Here is a 24,060-nt window from a genome sequence, read left to right as displayed (position 1 = left end):
CCTCTTTTTTTATTCCTTCATATATATAGACGATTAAAGTCTCATAAAAGTTCTCTTTTTATTCAAGTTTTTCAACTTTTTTTGTAGCCTTGCTTATTAGAAGTTTGTAACTTACCCCTATTAATATTATTAAGTATATTAAAATACCTAATATACCAATCACATTAGAAATTAAATTACCAGCAACAAAAATTACTAAGCCTAAAATTCCTATAACAATACCTATTCCCATAACCTTTAAGGAATTTAAGTTGTTTTTAACTGCCTGCTGCTCATTTTCCCAATAAAGTTTAGGACTATAGCTGTCTACTATAACTCCAATAATGCTTATTAAAGTTATTACAACCTCACCCATTAAAAGTGATAATAGAATTACATACACATCTACTTTAAACACTACTAGGGCTACACTACATATTATATTTGTAACACTGCTTAAAAGTATACCTACAATAACCTTAGCAAACAACTTAACTCTTGTATCTGTAGGTAGATATTTTATTATAAGAAGTTCTCTACCCTCTCTAGATATTGAAGTTGCAGCTATTGAATTTGCACTTACTGAAAAAGCTAAAAACGCCATGTATATTCCTACTATTATAATTTTGTTATCTAAGCTATTTATAAAGTTAGAAACTTGATATATTCCTCCTGAACCTGTACTTAACATTGGAATAACGAATATAATTATAGGTAATATCAATGTTGATATACAATTAACTATATAGGAAGGAGTTCTAAATAATATTTTTATTTCTCTCATAATCCAAGCCTTAAGAGCAGAGTTTTGCTTTATAAGACTTTTTTGCTCCTCATTACTTAACTTCTTTTTAGTTGAAGAGGATTCTGATAATCCAACTACTCCCTTTATATAAACTTTTTCTGCTAAAACATATAGAACTATCATTACTAAAGAAACAATTAAAATTAGTAGTCCTAAATTAATAAATCCTTTAGAAGTTCCACTTTCACTTAAAGCATAAGCAGAAACTTTAGTATTTATAAATACTGTATTCATTTTATCTAAAAGAGACCCTTGCCCAAATATTTCTTGAATATCTTGAGCATTATCCATAGTCATTGCACCATTTCCTATCCTCTGACCTAAGAAATTAATCCCAAGACCTAAAAACAATCCTATTAAACCAGTAACTACTTTAAATGCATCCTTATATTTAGAAAGATTCGTAAATCTCATCAATATAAAACTCAATATAACTCCATAAGCTATAGGAATAACTGGAATAGTAATGTAGACTATTAATGCGGTTATGTAATAAAATATACCGCTACCAGATAATACTCCATAAGCTATAAGTGCTGGTATTATAACTGACAATATTATATATTCATAAACTAGTAAGGTTAGAAATTTTCCTATGACTATATGAGATGCTTTTATGGGTAATGGAAGTATCCATTCTATATCATTATTAAAATAAAATATACTCATTACTCCAGCTATCCCAAATAAAAATATAATTGTGGAAGCTCCATTAAACAAGGTTCCTAAAATTAGCTCACTTTGATTAAAGTGGTCTAATACTCCATAGCTTACTGTTACAAAAAGAGTAATTGGAACAGCAAGCATTATAAGAATAAATCCCATGGCTACTATAGTTAATGCCTTTTGTCCGCCTGACTTTACATTAGATGTTAAACTCTCATAGAAATTTCTTAAAAAAAACTTGGTTATAGTAACTAACTTATTCATTTTCAGTCATCTCCAAGAACATTTTTTCTAAGGATTCATCTACCTTAAATTGATCTTTTATTTCTTCGAGAGTTCCACAAAATAATAATTTTCCTTTATTTATAATAGCTACTCTATCACATAATTTTTCTGCTACATCTAAAACATGAGTTGAAAAGAATACTGTTTTTCCTTCTTCAACATGCTCCCTCATCATTTCCTTAAGTATATATGCTGATTTTGGATCTAAACCAGTCATAGGTTCATCTAATATCCAAACATCTGGTTTATGAAGAAGTGCTCCCATTAACACTATTTTTTGTCTCATTCCATGAGAGTAACTTTGTATCTTATCCCTTAAAGCAGTTTCCATAGAAAACCTTGTTGCTAATTCAGAAATTACTTTTTTTCTCTCATCTGCAGAAACATCATAAACATCTCCAATAAAGTTTAGATATTCTATTCCCTTCATTCTTAAAAACATATCTGGATTATCTGGAACATATCCAAACTGTTTTTTATAAAGTATAGGATCTTTAGTTATGCTTATTCCATTTATTAAAATCTCACCTTTTGTAGCCTCAGCTATGCCTGTAAGCATCTTTATCGTAGTTGTTTTTCCTGCTCCATTTGGTCCTAAGAAACCAAATATTTCTCCATTGTTAATGGTAAGTGATATGTCATCCACGGCATTAACTCTACCATTATAACTTTTAGTCGCATTAATTATTTCTATCACCCTAATCACCTCATAATTATAAAATTATTAAATATTATCTATAATCTTATAATAAGGTAATCTATACCTTTTGTCAATAATTTTACAGTATTATTTTTACAACTATTAAAGCCATAATTATAGCAGTCATATCTGCCATAACCGCTGCCCATAGAGTATGTCTTATCTTTTTTATTTTTACAGCTCCAAAATACACTGTAATTGTATAGAAAATTGTCTCTGTTGTTCCCATAATTACAGAAGAGACCAAACCTATATAATTGTCTACACCATAAGTTTTAAGAATATCTGTAAATACTCCTATTGCTCCACTTCCTGAAAGAGGTTTAATTAGGATTAAAGGGAGTATCTCTTTAGGTAATCCTATTAATACTGTTATCGGAGATAATAAAAAATTCAATATATCTATTAGTCCTGCTTCTCTAAATATTTTTACTCCTACTACCATAGCTAAAAGGTATGGAAATATCCTAATACATACACTTAAGCCATCCTTTGCCCCTTCTACAAACCACTCGTAAACTTTTCTATCTTTGATCATTCCATAAGTTATTATAATAAATAGTATTATCGGTATTATACTCAAACTTAAATATCTCAGCATGGCTCCTCCTAAAAATATCTCTGTAATATTTTACAGCATATTATTCCTACCAATGCTGCGCTTCCAGTTGCTATCATTGCAGGAATTATTATAATTGCTGGGTTCTCTGAATTTAGTGATGCTCTTATGGATATGATTGTTGATGGTACTAACTGTATACAAGCAGCATTTAATACTAAAAATAAGGCCATATCATTTGAGGCTCTATTTTTATCTTTATTTAATCTTTGCATTTCCTCCATAGCTTTTATTCCAAAAGGAGTAGCTGCATTAGATAACCCAAACATATTTGCAGTAATATTCATAACAATAGCTCCAAGAGCTTTTTCATCTTTGGAGGCTTCCTTAAAAATTATTCTCAAAAATGGTTTCATAACTTTAGCTAATTTTTCTGTTAATCCACTTTTTTCGGCAACTTTCATTACTCCACACCAAAAACACATCATTCCTACTAGTCCAACAACTATTTCTACTGAGGATGCTGATGACTCTACTATCCCCTTGCTTATATCTGCACCTTTTCCTGTCACCATTCCAACTATTATTCCTAAGGCTATCATAAAGAACCATATATAATTTATCATTTTGTACTCCTTTCTACTAATTCTGGACATAATAATCTATATGCACCGTAGTTGTTTTATAGAATAATTTCTTGAAGCACTTATTAATACGTGATAGGATAAAATTGCAGGTATATTTAATTCTTAATATTAAACCTAAAGAAAAAAAGGAGATTTAAAATGGAAGAAAGCAAACTAAAATTAGCTCAACATGAAGTTGACGAAGCTTTAAAAACTGTAGAGGATATAGAAAAAGTTATTGATGACAATAACTCAAAAGATGTATTAAAAGAAAAGTTTATGACTCTTTCTCAAAAAGTTCAAGAACTTGAGGATATATTAAAAACTGAAGGAATTCTTTAGTTTAGTTGAGAGTTGACAGTGGAAAGTTTAAAGAGGAAATTCCTTAAGGAAACTCCTTTAATTGTAAATTATTCCTTAACTCTCAATTCTCACCTTTCCACTCTCCACTAAAAAAATTATCGATTGCACTTTGTCAATTTTCAATCATCTTAAACTTCATAATTGTGTCCAAACTTTTTCAGATGTTCTAAATAAACTTTATAATTAGGGATTATATTGGAGACCTCTCTCCAAAACTTTTCTGAATGATTCATTTCTTTTAAATGACATAATTCATGAACAATCACATACCCTACGACCTCTTTAGGTGCCATGATAAGTTTATAACTTAAATTAATATTTCTTTTTGAGGAACAGCTTCCCCATCTAGTTTTCACATCTTTAATTCTTACACTGTTTACTGTGAAGTTGTATTTCTCAGCCATTTCAACAGTGAGCCTTATTAGATACTCTTTGGCAATTTTTTTATACCATTTTTTTATTAATTCCCTTACTTCATCTTGATTGTGATTAGGATTTATAGATAAATAAACTCTTTGTCCATCGTATTTTAAACTTATCCCCTCTTCTTTTTTCTCAATTATAGTTACAGGAACTTTTTCACCTAAAATATACAACCAACCTCTTTCTAGTATGGATGGTCCCCTAAGCTTTGCTAGTTTGTCTATAAGTTTTTCTATTTGTTTTATATTTGAATTAATTATAGCTTCTGCTTCCTTATTGCTAATTCTATAAGGAGAATATATGATTACTTCTTTTTCTGATGCTATTTTTACTCTTACTGTTTTTCTTCTCTTACTTACAATTACCTTATAATTAAAATTCATTTTAAAATTTCTCTCCAAAATATTTTTATAAAAAAGGAGCCCCAAACTTTTGGAACTCCTAAATGCTATTTACAGCTATCTCTTTCAATTAACTCATGTTCTAAAACATAATGTCCTTGTTCTAACTCTTTTTGATTTATAAGCTTAATAAGCATTCTCATAGCTACTGATCCCATATCATACATAGGTTGAGCTATTGTTGTTATCTTAGGATAGAAAACAGCTGATGAGTAGATATTATTAAAGCCCATAACTTTAACGTCTTCTGGAACGTTTATTCCCTTATCTCTTAAGGCATTTATAGCCCCCATAGCAACTTCATCTGAACCACATATTATTCCATCTATAGATTCACCTGAAGAAACTATAGCCTCTACGCCTTCACTACCAGTTTTAACTTTTAATGGACCAAAGAATGTTCTCTTAGGATCTATTTCAAATCCTGATTCTTTCATAGCTTTTTCATAACCATTAAATCTCTCTGCCCAAGCATTTAATTCTTCTTTTTCTATTCCTATATAAGCTATCTTTTTTAGCCCTTTATCTAATAGATATCTAGTAGCTTCATAAGTTGCCTTTTCGTTATCTATAGTAACACTTGGTAACTTACTTTCCTTATCTTTAGTTTCAATTAACACTGTTTTTACGTCTAATTCATTTATTAATCCTAAAATTTCATCTTGTAGAGAATAACTCATATATAAAACTCCATCTACCATTTTTTCTTTTAGAACTCTTAAATATTCTTTTTCTTTTTCTACATCAAAGTCAGAATTACATAGCATAACATTATAATCATAAATATTAGCTACATCTTCAGCTCCTCTAACCACTTCTGGATAGAATTGATTAGATATATCTGGTATAAGTATACCTATTGTCTTTGTTCTTTGAGTTTTTAAACTTCTTGCAACTATATTGGGTCTGTAGCCTAATTTCTTAATCGCATCTACAACTTTCTTTTTTGTTTCCTCATTTACAACATCGATGTCATTCAAAACTCTTGAAACTGTTGCTATTGAAACTCCCGCTTCTCTTGCAACGTCTTTAATAGAAGTCGCCATAACTAAATCACTCCCGCTTATCACAATATTTTTTTATATTTATTTCCACTTGGTACTTTACTAAGTTCAGCTCTTATTATATTTTAAACACTTTTATTAAATTAATCCGTACTAAACGTTTTCCTCCCTTAATTATACGAAAGTTTAATAAAGTTTTCAATTATTTTCATAAGCTAATTACCATTTTATCAATTATAAAATTAAAATCAACCCTAAATGACAAATTTAGGGCTGATTTCTACTATTTTTTATATAATTTAACAAATTAATTAAATACACCTATACTATTTAAGAAAATAACTGTAATTAATATAGGAATTATATATCTTAAACACACCCTAAGGTATGGTAGATACTTAACATTTTTATTTAACTGTCCGTAATTTGTAAGTTCTTGTTTAAAGCTGTCTTTTTTAATAAAGTATCCTATAAATATTGCTGTTAATAATGCAGCAAAAGGCATCATAACATTATCTGTTAGGAAACCAAATAAATCAAAGAAATTTTTGTTTCCAATAAGTACAGCTCCAAATATACTCTTAGGATGTACTGTAATAGCACCTATTATAAATATTATTGTTGAAGTTATTCCTACAGATTTAATTCGACTCATATTAAATTCTTCCATGAACATTCTTACAGGTGCTTCCACTAGAGAAATCATAGCTGTAGTTGCTGCTATTGCTGTTAATAAGAAGAAAATAGCCAAGAGTCCATTCCCAAAAGGTAATTGTGCAAATGCTAGTGGTATACTTTTAAATAGTAAACTTGGACCTGAACTTGGACTTATCCCAAATTCAAAAACTACTGGAAATATAGCTACTCCTGCCATTAATGATATTACCGTATCAGATATAGCTACTTTAACTGAGTTGCCCATTAGGTTTGTATCTTTTTTATAATAGTTTGAGTAAACAATTAATATTCCCATAGCTAAAGCTAGCTTAAAAAATGCTAACCCTAAAGCTGTAAGTAATGTTCCAGCTGTTACTTTAGAAAAGTCTGGAGTAAATAGAAAACTTAATCCTTCTCCAGCTTTAGATAAAGTTAATGATCTTATATCACAAAGAAGTATAAGAAGTAAGAATAATGGCATTAATACTTTTGTGACCTTCTCTATCCCATTTTTAACTCCCGCTACTAATACTATAGATACAACAATCAAAACAACTAATTGCCATATCATAGGAGTATACGTACCATTAACACTATTGTTAAATGTGTCTGAAGTAAACTTTACAGCTTCTTCTCCTGTAAGATTTTTAAGTGGTGAGAAGTCACCCTTTATTGCCTTAAATAAATATTCATAAACCCATCCGGCAACTGCTGAATAATAAAACATTATAAATGCTGCTGTTGTAACTCCCAGCCATCCTATAAGTTTAAAGATTCCACTTTTTCTTATCTTATTTAGAAAGTTAAACTTAAAATTATGATAATTACTTTCTTCTATGGCCCCAATTGATCCAAAAGGATTTCTTTTAGTACTTCTTCCAATATAAAATTCACTTAACATCAAAGGAATTCCTAATAATAATACAAATATAAAATATATAAGTATAAATGCCGCTCCCCCATTAGCCCCAGTTACATAAGGAAATTTCCATATATTTCCTAATCCAATAGCCCCACTTAGTGTTGCAAAGAAAACTCCTAAAGACGAGGAGAATCCTTCTTTTTTACCTTTGTTTTCCATAATTTCACCTCAGCGTAAAATATAATATACATTCAATAAGCAATATACCCTTAAGGCATATTGCTTATTAATATTTAACTTAATTTTTCTACTAACATACTAAGCTTTTCACCATTGATATTAGCTTCTACATAGTTTTTATCTTCGTTATAGAAAATATTATCAGTCAAAGTATCTGTCTTAATATTTGCTTGGAATTTCTCAACTACTTTTTCTAATAACTCATTTCCAGAAACGTATAAGTTTATTCTATCTGCGACCTCAAATCCACTTTCTTTTCTCATGTTTTGGATCTTAGATATTATTTCTCTTAAATGTCCTTCTTCTTTTAGTTCTTCAGTTATTGTTGTATCTAAAACTACTCCTATAGAACCTTCTCCAGAGAAAGCATAACCTTCTAATCCCTGCATAGTTACTAATAGGCTTTCCTTATTTAACTCTATTTCAGTTCCATCTACATTAATAACTTCTACTTCTCCGTTTTGTATCTTTTGAGCTAAATCCATTTGATTTCTAGCAGCTATTTCTTTTCTTATGCCAGGAATCATCTTTCCATAAGCCTTACCTAAAACAGGAAGGTTAGGTTTTATTTCAAAATTAACATATTTTGAAAGATCAGCTCCAAATTCAACAACTTTAATATTAAGCTCATCTTTTATGATGTCTCCATAATAATCTGGAAGAGAATCTGTTGATACTAACATTTCTGAAAGTGGCTGTCTATTCTTGATGTTAGCAGTATTTCTAGCACTTCTTCCCATTTTAACTATAGAATAAGCTAAATCCATTTCTTTTTCTAAATCTTCATTAACAGCTGAAGCATCATATTCTGGCCACATAGTTAAGTGTACACTTTCAGGTGCATTTTCATCTAAAGACACAACTAAACTTTGGTATATAGCTTCTGTCATAAATGGTACAAATGGTGCACCTATTTTTGATAAAGTAACTAAAACTTTATATAAAGTTGTATATGCTCCGATCTTATCTTCATTTAATTCTGTAGTCCAGTATCTAGCTCTATTTCTTCTTACATACCAGTTAGATAATTCATCTACAAACTCTTCAATAGATAATGCAGCTTGAGTTATCTTGTAACCTTCTAAATTATCTTCAACCACTTTTATAAGTGTGTTTAGCTTAGATAATATCCATTTATCCATTACATTAGATGATTTAAAATCTGAGTATTTAGTTGCATCAAATTTATCTAAATCAGCATATAGAACGTAGAATGAGTATACATTCCATAAAGTGCTTAGGAACTTTCTTTGAGTGTCTGCAACATCATCCTTTGAGAATCTTGTAGGTAACCATGGTGCACTTGCAGTATAGAAATGCCATCTAGTAGCATCTGCTCCTACTGTGTCTAAAACATCATTAGGTGCAACAACATTACCCTTAGACTTAGACATCTTTAAACCTTTTTTATCTAATACATGACCTAAAACTATACAATTTTCAAAAGAATTTGTATCAAATATAGCTGTAGATATTGCTAGTAGAGTATAGAACCATCCTCTAGTTTGGTCTACTGCTTCTGATATAAATTGTGCTGGGAAGTTTTTCTCAAAAGCTTCCTTATTTTCAAATGGATAATGTAATTGTGCAAATGGCATAGATCCTGAATCAAACCAGCAGTCTATAACTTCTGAATATCTCTTCATTTCCTTTCCGCACTTTTCACAATTTAAATGAACATTATCTATATAAGGTTTGTGTAATTCTATATCTTCTGGAACGTTAATTCCTTTTTGTTTTAATTCTTCAATACTTCCTATACATTCTTGGTGTCCACATTCACATTCCCAAACAGGAAGTGGAGTACCCCAATATCTGTTTCTTGATATTCCCCAGTCTATAACATTTTCTAAGAACTTACCAAATCTTCCTGTTCTAATGTTATCTGGATACCAATTTATTTTGTTGTTATTTTCAAGAAGTTTATCTCTTAAAGATGTAGTTCTTACAAACCAGCTATCTGTTGGATAATATAATAATGGTGTATCACATCTCCAGCAGTGAGGATATGAGTGAAGATGTTTTTCTGCTTTTAAAAGCTTATTATGCTCATCTAGATATTTAACTATATCATCATCGCATTTTTTAACAAACTTTCCAGCCCAAGGAGTAACTTCTGGTTCAAATTCTCCTTTTCCATTAACTAAATTAACGAAAGGAAGGTTATACTTTCTTCCTATTAAACTATCCTCTTCACCATAAGCAGGCGCTATATGAACTATACCAGTACCATCTGATAAAGTAACATAGTCTCCATGAACTATATAGAAGCCTTTACCTTCAACTTTAGCAAAAGGTAGTAGTTGCTCATACTCTAAGCCTAATAACTCTTCGCCTTTAAATTCTTTTATAACTTCAACTTCTTCACCTAATACTTTAGAAACTAAATCTTTAGCAAGTATATAAACTTCCTCTTCTTTTTTAACTTCAACATAGGTATATGCCTTATTTATACATAACGCAACATTTGAAGGTAACGTCCAAGGAGTTGTTGTCCATGCTAATATATGCTTATTTTCTTCTCCCTTAACTTTAAACTTAGCTATAGCAGTTAAGTCTTTAACATCTTTATACCCTTGAGAAACTTCATGAGAAGATAACCCAGTTCCGCATCTTGGGCAATATGGCATTATTTTATGACCTTTATATAAAAGATCCTTATTCCACATTTGTTTTAAAGCCCACCATACTGACTCTATATAAGTGTTGTGATAAGTTACATATGGGTTCTCCATATCTACCCAGTAACCTATTTTATTAGTCATTTCCTCCCACATACTAACGTAAGTAAATACGCTTTCTTTACAATCCTGAACAAATTTTTCAACACCGTACTCTTCTATTTGTTCTTTTCCTGATATACCTAGCTTCTTTTCTATTTCAAGTTCTACTGGAAGTCCGTGAGTATCCCACCCAGCTTTTCTAACTACCTTAAAACCTTTCATTACCTTAAATCTAGGGATTATATCTTTCATAACCCTTGTTAAAACGTGACCTACGTGAGGTTTTCCATTTGCAGTTGGAGGACCATCATAGAAGGTAAAAAACTCTCCATCTTCGTTCATATCGAAATTTTTCTTAATTACATCTTTATCTTTCCAAAAACTTGCTATTTGTTTTTCCATATCCAAAAAGCCATTAGATGTGTCTATCTTTTTATACATTTGTATTCTCCTTTCTTTATAAAAAGCAATAAAAAAAACCTCATCCTAACGGACGAAGTTATATTCGCAATCCCACCTTTAGGTTCGAACTACTTCTAAATTTCAACGACTTTATGCGAAGTAGTATTAAATCAAGTACTAACATACTTTATCCTTTAACGCAAGAACACGGGAAAAGCTTACTATATTATTAATTTCAGCCTCCAACTCCCAGGTGATTTTCCTTAATTCTTATTGTAACTTTCCACCAACCAGTTACTCTCTAAAAACAAAGAAAACTAAGTACTTGCCCTGTTCATAGTCTTTAAATGAATTATATAATAGCGATTTTAAAAAGTCAATGTGATACTTTATCATAAAGTAAAACTTTTCATGTGAAGTTTTAAACTTAAGTTTAATTTATTTAATTAATAATTTTTATTAATTAGTATTGACTTTCATATAGCAATATGTTTTAATATAGGTACAAGGAAATAACCACTTTCCAAATACCTATTTATCCCCTTAACCAATAATGATTGGAGGTTATAGTCTTATGGACAACAACTTAAATCAGGAGATACTTGATAAACTGACTAAGGTTTGTTTATGTAAGGCTATTCCTAGATCAAAAATTAAATATGCTATAAAAAACGGTGCACACACCGTTCAGGAAGTACAAAAAGCAACAGGCGCTGGTTCCGGTGGTTGTTGTGGAAGAAGATGTACTCCTAAGATTCAAGAGTTAATTAATAGCCAGTTATCTCTTGAATAGTATTCCCCTTATTCGTATTAGTAAACATTTTATATCTCCCTATTATGATACCCCTGTGAAATCACAGGGGTATCTGTTTTATCTTATGTTTTAGTATACTTTAACAGCATCTCTAAAACTCCAAGCTAAAGGATGTTTAGGATATCCTTTTACACTAAGATCTCCTATTGTATATATATTTTTTTCTTCATTAGACTCTATTAAACAGTCTCTTAATATTTTTAATACCTTTTCTATTCTTTCATTATAAAGACTTTCTATTCCCTTTATAGGTTCACCCCATGCTAATATAATTTCGCTTGATTCTTCTATTGCCTGTTTTATAACCACATCATTTTTTATACGCTTCCCATCTATTTCAAATTTATCTTCATTTCCACATATAAAATTTCTATAGCCCTTATTGTATTGAACTTCTTCGAAATCATAAACCACAAAAAGGTTAACCATCTCTACAGTACTTATATAATTACCATACTCTTCTTTGGCTCTCAAAAATTTTACTATTCTTTTAGTTACATTATTACAACTATCATCCTCTAGTCTTTTGGGATTTCTCCCTATAATTAGAACCTTATTTTTTTTAACTCTTGATAAGTTAATACTTAGTTTAAAACATCTATCGCCTTTAATATCAAATAAACTTCTAGATAAGTCTCTTTGAGTATATTTAGGGTATCTTATAACTCCCATTATTAGTCTCCCTTTTCACTATATTTAGTGTTCATATAAAATTAATATTGAGAAGAACTTTTTTATATTCCAATTTTTTATTTTACAAACAAGTTCTTCTGCTAATATTTTATTTAATATTACTTTTTTTGTGCTTTTAAAAACAAAAAAAAGATGTTGCTAATTAAATTTATAGCAACATCTTTTTTATTATAATTTTCCTAAAAGTTCCTTTATTATCTCAACTTGATTAGTAGTTAGACCCATTTCTTCTCCTAATGATCTAGAATCATATCCTTGATGAATATAATCTTTAAAAGCTTGCAATTTTTCAGGATCGGTTATATACTCTTCAATTTTGCTTGAGTCCACACTAGGAATATTTTTTACCTCATCCTTTAGTTTATCAAACAGGTTCATTTCTCTTATTTTATCCCAAGACATAAAAACACTCCTCCTTTCTTACTATAATAGTATTAGAAATGAAGAGCATTTTTATTATGCAAACTATTGGGTTTTTATTTTATCTAATAGGCTTTTTGCAATAGCCACTACTATAATCATTTTAACTATGTACGATACAATTATGGATGCACTAGGTTGAAACATTATTCCTGTAATTGAAGATATGGCATTAATTACAACATATAAATAAATAGAACCACTATACCACCTAAATACTCCAACAATAGCTATTAAAGTTATTAATGAAACTATCGTATTTATTACAACTTCCGTATTTGATAATACCTGATAGGTATCTGCAAGTAGTGAATTAGACTTTGCCATATTATAAGCCCATTTATTAGTATAATAAACAAACATTCCATAAAAGGCACCAATTCCTTGAAGCACTAAAAATATAGTTATAAGTATACCTCTTTTTCTTTCTTTCATATAATTACCCTCCAGTTTATCTGAATCAAGATTTACTTCACATTATAATAGTAATAACTTATCAGATATTTTTCAATAGAAATAATGCCCTCTAGTAAATCAAATCTTTTATGCTATAATTTATATTAGTCTAATTTAAGGAGTGAAATTATGGATTGTAAATTCTATTTACATAAAGGTTTAACCAAAAAGTCTCTACACGGACGTCCTTGGATATATATCAATGAAATAAATGAATACGATGGAGACTATGTTAATGGTGACATAGTTGAAGTTTATGACTTTAAGGGTATATTTTTAGGCAAGGGTTATGTTAATGATAAATCAAAGATTACTATAAGAATAATGACAAAAAATATTGAGGAAGAAATAGACGAAGCTTTCTTTAGAGAAAGATTTTCTATGGCTTGGCAGTATAGAGAAAAAATAATCGACACTTCTTCTTGCAGATTTATTTTTGGAGAAGCAGATTTTCTTCCTGGTCTTACTGTAGATAAGTTTGAAGATTATTATGTAATTCAAATATCTACTTTAGGTATGGATAAATACAGAGATACTGTTGTTAAAATTTTAAAAGAAGATTTTAATGCTAAAGGTATTTATGAAAGAAGTGATATTTCAACTAGAGAAATTGAAGGATTAGAACAAAAAAAAGGATTCTTAACAGAACCTTTTGATACTATGGTTCAAATAGTTGAAAATGGAGTTAAGTATTATGTAGATATTGAAAATGGTCAAAAAACTGGCTTCTTTTTAGATCAAAAAGAAAACAGAAAGGCTATCCACAGAATATGTAAGGATGCAGACGTACTAGACTGCTTTACTCACACTGGATCTTTTGCTTTAAATGCTGGAATAGCTGGAGCTAAATCTGTATTAGGAATAGATATATCTCAGCATGCTGTTGATTTTGCAACAAGAAATGCAAAGCTTAATAATTTATCTGATACAGTTAAGTTTGAATGTCATAATGCTTTTGATGTTTTAGCTGACTGGTCTAAAGAAGGTAAACAATATGATGTTGTTATTTTAGATCCTCCAGCCTTTACAAAAAGCAGAGATACTATAAAAGGTGCTAAAAGAGGTTACAAGGAAATAAACCTTAGAGGTCTTAAGATGGTTAAAAAAGGTGGTTATTTAATCACTTGTTCTTGCTCACATTATATGAGTGAAGAGCTACTTTCTGAGACAATTATGGATGCTGCAAAAGATGCTAAAAGACAACTTCGTCAAGTGGAATTTAGAACTCAATCTTCTGACCATCCTATACTTTGGGGATCAGATGAATCATATTATTTAAAATTCTACATATTCCAAGTTATTTAATTCTAAAAAGAGAGTTCCTTACCCACAGGAACTCTCTTTTCTATATATACCAATTCTCTCTTATATCATAAATTATATTATTAAGGGTTATCCCTTTCATGATACCTTTCATTGCTATATCTTTGCTTTTATCATAATGATTAAATATCCTAGTAGCTTTTTCTTTATCTCCATACACCTTCCAATATCCACACATTAAGCAATTTTCTCTAGTACACTCCATAAATGCTTTTACATCTTCAAGTGGAATTCCTAAAAATATGCCTAACTCGTGAGGACAATGAACCTCTTCATATCTAGATATTAAGCCACTTAATAAATCATCTATCTTATCCTCTCTACAATACCCTATGTCTTCAAGAAAAGTTAAATTACATTCTTGAGACAATGTATCTCCTAGAGCATTTTCATTATAAACAAGAGCAACTAATGACTTTTCATCTTCTCTTAAATTTATAGACTTTAATCCTATTTCATCTAAAAAGTTTTTCCCCATGGACTGCCATAGATTGTATAAACCTTTTGCTCCTCTTGTTAACGTAATAGTAGAAGATGGTTTAATACCAGCTATGACTGGAGATAACAGATAAGTAAAAAAGTTTTTTAGATAATCTTCCTCACCCATTTTACTAAGTATTTCAAAAAAAAGTTTATTCTCTTTTTCCATTCTTCTACCTCTCTCTAAAAAATACTTTATGATTATTATTTCACTATTTTCTTTCCATATTCAACACATTTATCAGCTTCTTCCCCTTGTGGGAATTCATTTACTATTAATCCTTCTTCTATAACATTTGCACCATAATCATTCATTCTAGCAACCCAGCTAACCATCCAATCTCCTGAACCCCAGCCGTATGATCCAAATAAACCTACAGGTTTTCCTGTTATAACACCACTTATAGATTCAACAAATGGTTCCATTTCGCCTTCTTCAATTACTTCATCCCCCATAGCTGGTGAACCTAAAGCAACTACATCAGCATCTTTAACATCTTCAAGAGTTGCATCTGAAACTAAAAGAACTTTAACTTCTGCACCTTCTTCTGTAGCTCCTTTTGCTATTAAATTAGCCATTTCTTCAGTATTACCTGAACCACTCCAATAAATTACTGCTACCTTTTTCATAATTCCCTCCTAATGATAATGATTTTCATTAATGTTTATGTTTTTATTTTAACAACTTTTTCTTGGTTAATCAATAGCAATATTGTTTTATTTTTCCTCATTAACCATTAAGAATATATGAAATATATCATTAATCTTGCAAATACTAATAAAGCTAATATATTTCTAGAAAGGATTGTGATTATATGACTAAAAAAAATATTAATGAAAAAGAAAAGGATATGTCTTTACCTATAGAAAACCATGAAACTGCCGCTTGGGCAAACATAGAAGGTTTAAAACCTATATCAAAGGTATCTATACCTAATGTGTCTGAAGTACGTAATGCAAAGGATTGGGTAGATGCTAACGAGAAGTAAAAAAAGAGGCGTCTCAAAAAATGAGATGCCTCTTTTTATGCTACTAATACTCTATTGGTGTATAGATAATTAGATAATTAGGTAATTAAGTAATCAGGTAATTATCTAATTAGATACTTAGGTAATTAGATAATTAGGTAATTAAGTAATCAGGTAATTATCTAATTAGATACTTAGGTAATTAGATAATCAGATACTTAAGTAATTAGATACATAGATAATTAAGTATGCAATTACGTATCTAATTACTTACTTAGATACATATCTACTTAGCTAAAACTATTCACTAAAATTCATTTCTGATAATCTCTTGTAGTTTCCATATCTCTCTTTTGCATCTTTTTCAGCTGCGTCAAACATCTTATCTGCAATTTCTGGGAATACAGTCATTAGTGATGAGAAACGAATTTCTCCATTTAAGAAGTCCTTATAACTTTCCTTAGGCTCTTTTGAGTCAAGCATAAATGGATTCTTTCCTTCATCCTTAAGTTGTGGATTGTATCTATATAGATGCCAATATCCTGAGTCTACTGCTTTCTTTTCTTCTTTTATGCTACTTCCCATACCGATCTTAATACCATGGCTTATGCAAGGAGCATAAGCTATAATTATTGATGGCCCTTTATAGCTTTCAGCTTCTTTTATAGCTTTTATTGTTTGATTCATGTTAGCACCCATAGCAATCTGTGCAACATACACATAGCCATAACTCATAGCCATCATTCCAAGGTCTTTCTTTCTTACTTTTTTACCACTGGCCGCAAATTTAGCTATAGCAGCTGTTTGAGTTGATTTAGAAGATTGACCACCAGTGTTAGAATATATTTCTGTGTCCATTACGAATATATTTACATCTTCTCCTGAAGCTAATACATGGTCTAAGCCCCCAAACCCAATGTCGTAAGCCCATCCATCTCCTCCAATAATCCATTGAGATTGTTTTACTAAATAGTCTTTTCTCTTTAAAATCTCTTGAAGCTTTTCATCACTAGAATATTTTCCATTTTTCAACAGGCTAAGAATCTTTTTGCTAGCAAGCTTTGACTCTTCTCCACTGTCCATCCCTGTTAACCATGAGTTAAAGGCTTCTTTTAATTCTTCATCTATGTCAGAGTTAGCAGCTTCTTCTATAAGACTTGCTAGCTTATCTCTTATTTGCTTTGTTCCTAAATACATACCATATCCAAACTCTGCATTATCCTCAAAGAGAGAATTTGCCCAAGCTGGACCTTTTCCTTCAGCATTAGTTGTATAAGCAATTGATGGAGCACTAGCTCCCCAAATAGAAGAACATCCAGTTGCATTTGCAATCATCATTCTTTCACCAAATAATTGAGTTAATAGTCTTATGTATGGAGTTTCTCCACATCCAGGACATGCTCCATTAAATTCTAATAACGGTCTTATTAATTGACTTCCTTTTAATGTATTTCTATCCATTAAATCTTCTTTAGGTTTAAGGGTCATAACAAATTCCCAGTGATCTTTGTGAATTTCTATTTGTTCTTCTGCTGATTTCATAATTAAAGCTTTTCCTGGAGCTGGACATACGTCTGCGCAGTTACCACAACCAGTACAGTCTAATGGACTTATTGCAATACGATATTGATACTTCTCTAACCCTTTTCCTGTTGCTTGTTTTGTTACTAGAGTTTCAGGTTTATTATTAGCCTCTTCTTCATCTAATAAAAATTGCCTAATAGTTGCATGAGGACACACATACGCACATTGACCACATTGAATACACTTTTCCATCTGCCACTCTGGAACCATTACAGCTATTCCTCTCTTCTCATATGCAGTGGTTCCAAGTGGATATGTTCCATCCTCAAATCCTACAAATGCGCTAACAGGTAGATCATCGCCTTCATTTTTAGCCATTACTCTTTGAATTTTCTTTACAAATTCAGGTTCATCTTTTTCTTTTACAGCTTCATCTTTTGCATTTTTCCAAGTTTCAGGTATATTAACTTTTACTAAGGCTTCTGTTCCTTGGTCTATAGCTGCTTTGTTCATATCAACTATTTTTTGGCCCTTTTTGCCATAAGTTTTTTCTACTGAGGTTTTAAGATAATTAACGGCATCTTCTACTGGGATAACTTTTGCAAGCTTAAAGAAGGCACTTTGCATTATCATATTAATTCTACCGCCAAGTCCTATATTTCTAGCTATTCCTACTGCATCTATTGTATAAAAATTAATATTATTTTCTGCTATGTATCTACGAAGTGATGCTGGCAGTTTTTTATCTAATTCAGCTTCACTCCAAGGACAATTAAGTACAAATGTACCGTTTTTCTTTAATCCCTTTATTACATCAAAGTTATACACATAAGACCTATTATGACAAGCTATATAATCTGCTTCATAAACTAGATAAGGGGATCTTATTCTTTCCTTTCCAAATCTTAAATGAGATATGGTACTTCCTCCAGATTTCTTACTATCATAAGCAAAATAAGCTTGTGCATATAGTTCTGTATTATCTCCAATTATTTTAACTGCTGATTTGTTTGCTCCAACAGTTCCATCTGAACCTAAGCCCCAGAACTTGCAGCTTATAGTTCCTTCTGCTGTGGTTTCTACACTTGGTCCTTCTTTTAAAGAAGTATTAGTAACATCATCTACTATACCTATAGTGAAGTTATCCTTAGGATTTTCTTGTTTTAGATTATCAAACACAGCTAGAATCTGTGATGGTCTTGTATCTTTAGATGCTAAACCATATCTTCCTCCAATAATAACTGGTTTTTCGCTTTCATTATAAAAAAGTTTTGTTATATCTAGATAAAGTGGTTCTCCTATTGATCCTGGTTCTTTAGTTCTATCTAAAACAGCTATTTTCTTAACTGTTTTAGGTAACACATCAAAAAAGTATTTAGTTGAAAATGGTCTATATAAATGAACTTTAATTACTCCAACCTTTTCTCCTTTTCCTCTTAAATAATCTATAGATTCCTCTATGGTATCACATACAGAACCCATAGCTACTATTATGTTCTCTGCACTTGGATCTCCATAATAATCAAAAGGATGATATCTTCTTCCTGTTATATTTTCTATCTTTACCATATATTCTTCTACAATATCAGGTATTGCATTATAGAAGGGATTTGAAACTTCTCTGCCTTGAAAATATACATCCGGATTTTGAGCTGTTCCTCTTGCTACTGGATGTTCTGGACTTAAAGCTCTATCTCTAAATGCTTGAATGGCATCATGATCCACTATTTTATATAAATCTTCATAGTCAATAACTTCAATCTTTTGGTATTCATGAGAAGTTCTAAATCCATCAAAGAAGTGTGCAAAAGGAACTCTTCCTTTTATTGCTGAAAGATGTGCTACACATCCAAGATCCATCGCTTCTTGAACATTTGAGGACGCTAATAAAGCAAAGCCTGTTTGTCTGCATGCCATAACATCTTGATGGTCTCCAAATATAGAAAGAGCATGAGTTGCAATAGCACGAGCACTTACATGAAACACTGCTGGCAATAACTCTCCAGCCATTTTATACATATTAGGAATCATTAATAATAATCCTTGAGATGCTGTATAAGTAGTTGTTAATGCTCCAGCCTGAAGTGATCCATGTACTGAACCAGCTGCACCTGCTTCTGACTGCATCTCAGCAACCTTTACGGTTTGACCAAACATATTCTTTTTACCATGAGCAGCCCATTCATCTACCCCCTCAGCCATAGGTGTTGATGGAGTTATTGGATATATTGCTGCTACATCTGTAAATGCATAGGATGCATAAGCTGCTGCTTCATTCCCATCCATAGTTTTCATTATTTTTTTCATTAGGTTTAACCCTCCTCTAAAAAACTTTTGCTAAACTATTTTTTTACTAATCTTAAAATATTATTCCAATTGCCTACTGTTCCCATACACAAAACTTTAGTAAATAAAAAAAACAGGGTTGATAAAAATATCTACTCTGTTTTTCCTTCTAACTATTTTTTAAATTTTCCTTGATAATAATCATTATCTTCCATTGTCTTATCTATTTCATTTAATATTTCCCACTTTTTTAAGCTCCACATTGGTCCAATTAATAGCTCTCTTGGAGAATCTCCTGTTAGCCTATGTACAACTACATTTTGTGGTAACATGCAAATTGATTGACATATTAAATCTATATAGTCTTCCTTAGATAGAAACTCTATCATTCCTTTTTCATATAGTTTTACCATTGGTGTATCTTTCATCAAATGAAGAAGATGAAATTTTATTCCCTGAATATCTTTATCAGCTAAATATCTTATGGTATTAAGCATATCTTCTTTATTTTCTTTAGGTAATCCAAATATAGTATGTACAACAACATCTATATTTCTTTTCCTTAAATCCTCTAAAGCTTTTTCAAAAACATCTAATGTATATCCTCTATTGATAAGTCTCGCTGTTTCATCACTTACCGTTTGAAAACCTAGCTCTATCCAAACATACACCTTTTTATTTATCTCTTCTAATAAGTCTAAAACCTCTTCTGATAAACAATCTGGTCTTGTTGCTATAGCTAAGCCTACAACATCCTTTTGTTTAAGAGCTTCATTATATTTTTCCTTTAAGATATCTATTGGTGCATATGTATTAGTATACGCTTGAAAATAAGCTATATATTTTCCACTTTTCCATTTGTTAGCCATCATATTTTTTATGTCAACAAACTGATTTTCTATTGAAAAGTTCCTATCTCCAGCAAAGTCACCTGAACCTCTTTCACTGCAAAATAAACATCCGCCTTTACTTATCTTTCCGTCTCTATTGGGGCAAGAAAATCCAGCATCTAAGGATATCTTAAATATCTTTTCTCCAAACTTCTCTCTTAAAAAATGATTTAAGCTTAAATATCTTTTATTCCCCAAAAGTTTATTGTCCATGTTCTCACCTTTTTCTATAATATTATCTTATATAAGTATTATATTATAGTTTGGTTATATTTAAATCCTTTAAATTTATGGAATATTCCCCTATGACGTCTTCTCTTATACCTTTTACTCCTTCTAATGGGGTTATTTTTATGTATAAATCTTTTTCATTTAATTTATTTATTAAAACATTATATTTTTCTCTGGGGAACATGTCATCAAGCCTTACATCTTGAAGCTCACCACTATTTGATTTATATATATTTATTCCTTTTCCCTTATTAGCTTCAGAATACTGAACTACTAGTGAATCTTCATCTTTAGAAAAGATAAGCTGCTCTACATTTTTATCATATATTAAATCCAAAGGTATTATCTTTTTACCTATAGGTCTTTCCAAAAGTTCTAATTGCTCTGTCATCTCTGAATTTCCTGTATCAGCTGTTGATTTCTTTTTTTCTTCTGAATCTATTTCAACTATACCTATAAATGTCTTAGTTTTATCTTTTGATGTTATAGCTATCTTTTTGCCTTCATAAGCAAGATTTATACTCCCAAATTCTTCTGTTGGTATTGTTTCTTTATATATAGGAGCTTTATTTATCTTAGGGTAAGTTTCCTTTGGTAAATTATTTATTCTTAAGAGCAAGTAATTTCTAACCTCATCTTTATATTTTACACGTAGAGATGAAGCTGTTGAAAATACTTCTATTTCTGTTGAAGCAGTTACGTCTGATACTAGATACCCATTTTCACTTCTCTCAACTTGGATGATTATATCATCTAAATCAGTTCTTGGAGATCCTTCCTTGCATCTATTAACTCTATATCTGTAGTACATGCTCTTTCCAGTTTCTTTAGTATCCATCTTTTTATAAGATATAATTTTTTCGCCTTTTTCTGTTATTAACTTATTACTATTGCTTAGGTCTGGCGTACTTAAATCTTCTAAAAGTTGAAACTGTCCTTTAGCTAAATTTTCTATGTATTGATCTGCTATCTTTTGTCCCTTTTCGTAATCAAAGGCATCTTGTATAGTTTCTTCAGTATCTTTCTCCTTTTGCGAACAGCCCCCAAAAAATGTACTCATTATAACTATTATAAAAAAAGCCAGAAATCTCTTCACCTTTATCCCTCCAAATTTTAATTTATATTATTAGCTTTTCCAAAATAATTTAAAGTATTTATTCTGCTAATACTGGAATAAACGGATAAGTTAATATATATATTTATCATAGGTGAGTTAACATATTTAGACCAAGGAGGGATATATTTGAGTAAAGAAATCCAAAAAATCTTTCAAGTCGCTGCCGTATTTATAGGAACTATAGTAGGTGCTGGCTTAGCTTCTGGTAAAGAGATAACACAATTTTTTACTTCTTACGGTATTAAAAGTTTTATTGGAATAATTATATGTGGAATATTTTATATAATTATGGGCTCTATAATATCTAAAATTAGTGTAGATTATAATTTAAATTCTTATTCTCATGTTATAAATAAAGTAAGTCCTAATATTTTAGGCAAAATATTAGGGTCAATTACAACTTTATATATAATATCAAGTGCCTCAATAATCTTAGCTGGTTCTGGTGCTTTACTTAATCAATTTTTTGGAATTCCAAAATTAGTAGGAACCTTAATTATGGCAGCATTCGCAATATTAACATTACTCAGAGGAACTAAAGGACTTATTGAAATAAATTCTTTTATAGTCCCATCATTAATAACGGTCATAGTTACTATTATGCTTCTTTACGTATTTTTTTATAGAGATGCAATAAATATAAAGACCTTAGTATCATTCCCAGTTCAGAAAAGCAATTGGATTTTATCTACTATTTTATACTCTGGTTATAATATCCTTTGCTGTAGTGGTGTACTAGCTCCTCTTAGCAAAGAAATTAAAAAGAAAAGCACTTTAATCTGGGGAATTACATTAGGTGCTATCGGTTTAACTGTTATATGTATATTAATTAATATTATGCTAATGCTTAATCAGCCTTATATATACAGATACGAGATTCCACTATTATATATAGCTAATCGTTTTGGAAAAGTTATTCAAGTTATGCTTCTTATGATAATATTATTAGAAATGTTTTCTACAGAGGTATCAGATGTATATTCAATAAGTAAAAGCTTAGAGGAGAGTTTTAATATTTCTTTTAAGAAAGGAATCTTTATAGTTATTTTATTTGCTTTACCTATTTCTCAAATAGGTTTCACTAATTTAATTTCTGTATTGTATCCTGTATTTGGTGTACTTAGTCTACTATTTATTTTCCAATGTGTATTTTTCTACGTAAAGCAGTATTGGTTAAAAGCCCATTAGGATGTATAATCTTTCTGAGGTGTTATTATGAACTATATGAATGAATTAGATAGTTGTATATTATGTTTCAGAAAGTGTAGAGTAAGCAGAACAAAAGGAATGTTAGGATACTGTAAAGCAGGAGTAGATTTAAAGGTGGCAAGGGCTGAACTTCATTTCTGGGAAGAGCCTTGTATTTCTGGTGAAAATGGCTCTGGAACAGTATTCTTTTCTCACTGTAATCTTTCTTGTGTATTTTGTCAAAATCATGAAATAAGTCAAGATTATAACGGTAAAATAGTTTCTATAGATAGACTTAGTAAAATATTCTTAGAACTTCAAGCAAAAAAAGCTAATAATATAAATCTAGTTACACCAACTCACTATGTTCCTCAAATAATTGAAGCTATAAAGATAGCTAAAAATAATGGTTTGTCTATCCCTATAGTATATAATTCTAATGGGTATGATTCCATAGAAACCATTAAGCTTTTAGAAGGTTATATTGATGTTTATCTTCCTGATTTTAAATATTTTAATGATAAATATGCACTTAAATATTCCGATTCTAATAATTATCATGATAATGTTATTTCTATTTTGAAAGAAATGTTTAAACAGGTTGGAGAAGTGGAGTTTGATGACAATGGAATAGTAAAAAAAGGATTAATAATAAGGCATTTAATGCTTCCTGGTCTTTTATTCGATTCCAAGAAAGTATTAGATGAGATATATTCTATGTTTAGTGATTCTGTGTATATAAGCTTAATGAATCAATATACTCCTCTTAACAGGGCCTTTAAGTTCCCTGAAATAAATAAATCACTAAACCCTAAACATTATGATTCTTTAATTGATTATGCAGTTTCTATAGGTATAACTAAAGGTTTTATTCAAGAGAGCGGCACAGATTCTAATACCTTTGTTCCCAAATTTAATAATGAAGGTGTTTAAAAGCAAAAGAACTAGGATACCCTAGCTCTTTTGCTTTTACAT

The 24,060-nt window shown here is 30.4% G+C and carries 22 protein-coding genes and 1 other annotated feature; of the genes, 6 read left to right on the top strand and 16 right to left on the bottom strand.

The features are described from left to right. Positions 1–58: 58 nt before the first annotated feature. From BUA92_RS13765 to BUA92_RS13750, 4 genes are all read right to left on the bottom strand, one after another. Complete coding sequence (locus BUA92_RS13765) at positions 59–1,714, bottom strand: putative ABC transporter permease subunit (RefSeq protein ID WP_073020353.1); 1,656 nt, start codon at positions 1,712–1,714, stop codon at positions 59–61. Continuing rightward, complete coding sequence (locus BUA92_RS13760) at positions 1,707–2,432, bottom strand: ABC transporter ATP-binding protein (protein ID WP_073020351.1); 726 nt, start codon at positions 2,430–2,432, stop codon at positions 1,707–1,709. The genes BUA92_RS13765 and BUA92_RS13760 overlap by 8 nt, the downstream gene beginning before the upstream one ends. An 82-nt stretch (positions 2,433–2,514) precedes the next feature. Continuing rightward, positions 2,515–3,036: a spore maturation protein gene (locus tag BUA92_RS13755; protein WP_073020349.1), complete on the bottom strand. Its 522-nt coding sequence runs from the start codon at positions 3,034–3,036 to the stop codon at positions 2,515–2,517. 8 nt (positions 3,037–3,044) lie between these two features. Then, the gene (locus BUA92_RS13750; RefSeq protein WP_073020347.1) at positions 3,045–3,620 is read right to left on the bottom strand and encodes a nucleoside recognition domain-containing protein; all 576 of its coding nucleotides are present in this window, start codon (positions 3,618–3,620) and stop codon (positions 3,045–3,047) included. A gap of 159 nt (positions 3,621–3,779) precedes the next feature. Here BUA92_RS13750 and BUA92_RS13745 point away from each other — a divergent pair, with 159 nt between their 5' ends. After that, entirely contained in the window at positions 3,780–3,962 is a 183-nt protein-coding gene (locus BUA92_RS13745) for a hypothetical protein (protein WP_073020345.1), read from the top strand. Between the two features lie 149 nt (positions 3,963–4,111). On the opposite strand, the gene BUA92_RS13740 is transcribed toward BUA92_RS13745, so the two are convergent. The 4 genes from BUA92_RS13740 to ileS form a co-directional block, all read right to left on the bottom strand. Beyond that, positions 4,112–4,789: a M48 family metallopeptidase gene (locus BUA92_RS13740; protein WP_139259348.1), complete on the bottom strand. Its 678-nt coding sequence runs from the start codon at positions 4,787–4,789 to the stop codon at positions 4,112–4,114. 65 nt (positions 4,790–4,854) lie between these two features. Continuing rightward, positions 4,855–5,853: a LacI family DNA-binding transcriptional regulator gene (locus BUA92_RS13735; RefSeq protein ID WP_073020343.1), complete on the bottom strand. Its 999-nt coding sequence runs from the start codon at positions 5,851–5,853 to the stop codon at positions 4,855–4,857. A 265-nt stretch (positions 5,854–6,118) separates the two neighbouring features. After that, entirely contained in the window at positions 6,119–7,549 is a 1,431-nt protein-coding gene (locus BUA92_RS13730; protein ID WP_073020342.1) for a sodium-dependent transporter, read from the bottom strand. Between the two features lie 74 nt (positions 7,550–7,623). Continuing rightward, on the bottom strand, positions 7,624–10,734 hold the full coding sequence (gene ileS, locus BUA92_RS13725; protein WP_073020341.1) for an isoleucine--tRNA ligase: 3,111 nt from the start codon (positions 10,732–10,734) through the stop codon (positions 7,624–7,626). 45 nt (positions 10,735–10,779) lie between these two features. Continuing rightward, positions 10,780–11,042, bottom strand: a binding site (T-box leader). A 227-nt stretch (positions 11,043–11,269) separates the two neighbouring features. Between ileS and BUA92_RS13720 the strand changes: the two genes are divergently transcribed. Further along, positions 11,270–11,488, top strand: a complete 219-nt coding sequence (locus tag BUA92_RS13720) for a (2Fe-2S)-binding protein (protein ID WP_021804327.1) — start codon at positions 11,270–11,272, stop codon at positions 11,486–11,488. Between the two features lie 90 nt (positions 11,489–11,578). Here BUA92_RS13720 and BUA92_RS13715 read toward each other — a convergent pair whose 3' ends face one another. The 3 genes from BUA92_RS13715 to BUA92_RS13705 form a co-directional block, all read right to left on the bottom strand. Continuing rightward, a complete protein-coding gene (locus BUA92_RS13715; RefSeq protein WP_073020340.1) occupies positions 11,579–12,181 on the bottom strand; it encodes a DUF1643 domain-containing protein in 603 nt (200 codons plus the stop codon). Between the two features lie 189 nt (positions 12,182–12,370). After that, positions 12,371–12,604: a hypothetical protein gene (locus tag BUA92_RS13710; protein ID WP_073020339.1), complete on the bottom strand. Its 234-nt coding sequence runs from the start codon at positions 12,602–12,604 to the stop codon at positions 12,371–12,373. Positions 12,605–12,667: 63 nt separating this feature from the next. After that, the gene (locus tag BUA92_RS13705; protein ID WP_073020337.1) at positions 12,668–13,057 is read right to left on the bottom strand and encodes a hypothetical protein; all 390 of its coding nucleotides are present in this window, start codon (positions 13,055–13,057) and stop codon (positions 12,668–12,670) included. Positions 13,058–13,207: 150 nt separating this feature from the next. On the opposite strand from BUA92_RS13705, the gene BUA92_RS13700 reads away from it, so the two are divergent. Then, positions 13,208–14,383 carry a class I SAM-dependent rRNA methyltransferase gene (locus BUA92_RS13700; RefSeq protein ID WP_073020335.1) on the top strand — a complete coding sequence of 392 codons (1,176 nt, stop codon included), beginning with the start codon at positions 13,208–13,210 and terminating at the stop codon, positions 14,381–14,383. 40 nt (positions 14,384–14,423) lie between these two features. Here the strand turns inward: BUA92_RS13700 and BUA92_RS13695 are convergent, their stop codons facing one another. After that, positions 14,424–15,050: a DUF3793 family protein gene (locus BUA92_RS13695; RefSeq protein ID WP_073020333.1), complete on the bottom strand. Its 627-nt coding sequence runs from the start codon at positions 15,048–15,050 to the stop codon at positions 14,424–14,426. A 35-nt stretch (positions 15,051–15,085) separates the two neighbouring features. After that, the gene (locus tag BUA92_RS13690; protein WP_073020331.1) at positions 15,086–15,511 is read right to left on the bottom strand and encodes a flavodoxin; all 426 of its coding nucleotides are present in this window, start codon (positions 15,509–15,511) and stop codon (positions 15,086–15,088) included. A gap of 185 nt (positions 15,512–15,696) precedes the next feature. Here BUA92_RS13690 and BUA92_RS13685 point away from each other — a divergent pair, with 185 nt between their 5' ends. Continuing rightward, positions 15,697–15,870 (top strand): CDIF630_02480 family spore surface protein, encoded by a 174-nt coding sequence (locus BUA92_RS13685; RefSeq protein ID WP_073020329.1) that lies wholly within the window; start codon positions 15,697–15,699, stop codon positions 15,868–15,870. Between the two features lie 279 nt (positions 15,871–16,149). Here BUA92_RS13685 and nifJ read toward each other — a convergent pair whose 3' ends face one another. The 3 genes from nifJ to BUA92_RS13670 form a co-directional block, all read right to left on the bottom strand. After that, positions 16,150–19,680: a pyruvate:ferredoxin (flavodoxin) oxidoreductase gene (gene nifJ, locus BUA92_RS13680; RefSeq protein WP_073020327.1), complete on the bottom strand. Its 3,531-nt coding sequence runs from the start codon at positions 19,678–19,680 to the stop codon at positions 16,150–16,152. 152 nt (positions 19,681–19,832) lie between these two features. Further along, positions 19,833–20,762 carry a tRNA modification radical SAM protein MnmL/YtqA gene (mnmL, locus tag BUA92_RS13675; protein ID WP_073020325.1) on the bottom strand — a complete coding sequence of 310 codons (930 nt, stop codon included), beginning with the start codon at positions 20,760–20,762 and terminating at the stop codon, positions 19,833–19,835. A gap of 43 nt (positions 20,763–20,805) precedes the next feature. Further along, positions 20,806–21,876 carry a hypothetical protein gene (locus BUA92_RS13670; protein ID WP_073020323.1) on the bottom strand — a complete coding sequence of 357 codons (1,071 nt, stop codon included), beginning with the start codon at positions 21,874–21,876 and terminating at the stop codon, positions 20,806–20,808. Between the two features lie 147 nt (positions 21,877–22,023). Here BUA92_RS13670 and BUA92_RS13665 point away from each other — a divergent pair, with 147 nt between their 5' ends. Together BUA92_RS13665 and BUA92_RS13660 are read left to right on the top strand one after the other, a co-directional pair. Then, on the top strand, positions 22,024–23,085 hold the full coding sequence (locus tag BUA92_RS13665) for a YkvI family membrane protein (protein ID WP_073020321.1): 1,062 nt from the start codon (positions 22,024–22,026) through the stop codon (positions 23,083–23,085). A 27-nt stretch (positions 23,086–23,112) separates the two neighbouring features. Then, positions 23,113–24,018: a radical SAM protein gene (locus BUA92_RS13660; RefSeq protein ID WP_073020319.1), complete on the top strand. Its 906-nt coding sequence runs from the start codon at positions 23,113–23,115 to the stop codon at positions 24,016–24,018. The last annotated feature ends 42 nt before the right edge of the window (positions 24,019–24,060 follow it).

The sequence above is a fragment of the Clostridium intestinale DSM 6191 genome, from assembly GCF_900130055.1.
Lineage (GTDB): Bacteria > Bacillota > Clostridia > Clostridiales > Clostridiaceae > Clostridium_T > Clostridium_T intestinale.
The sequence above is the reverse complement of the archived record's forward strand: the minus strand, read 5'-3'. Positions and strand labels throughout refer to the sequence as shown.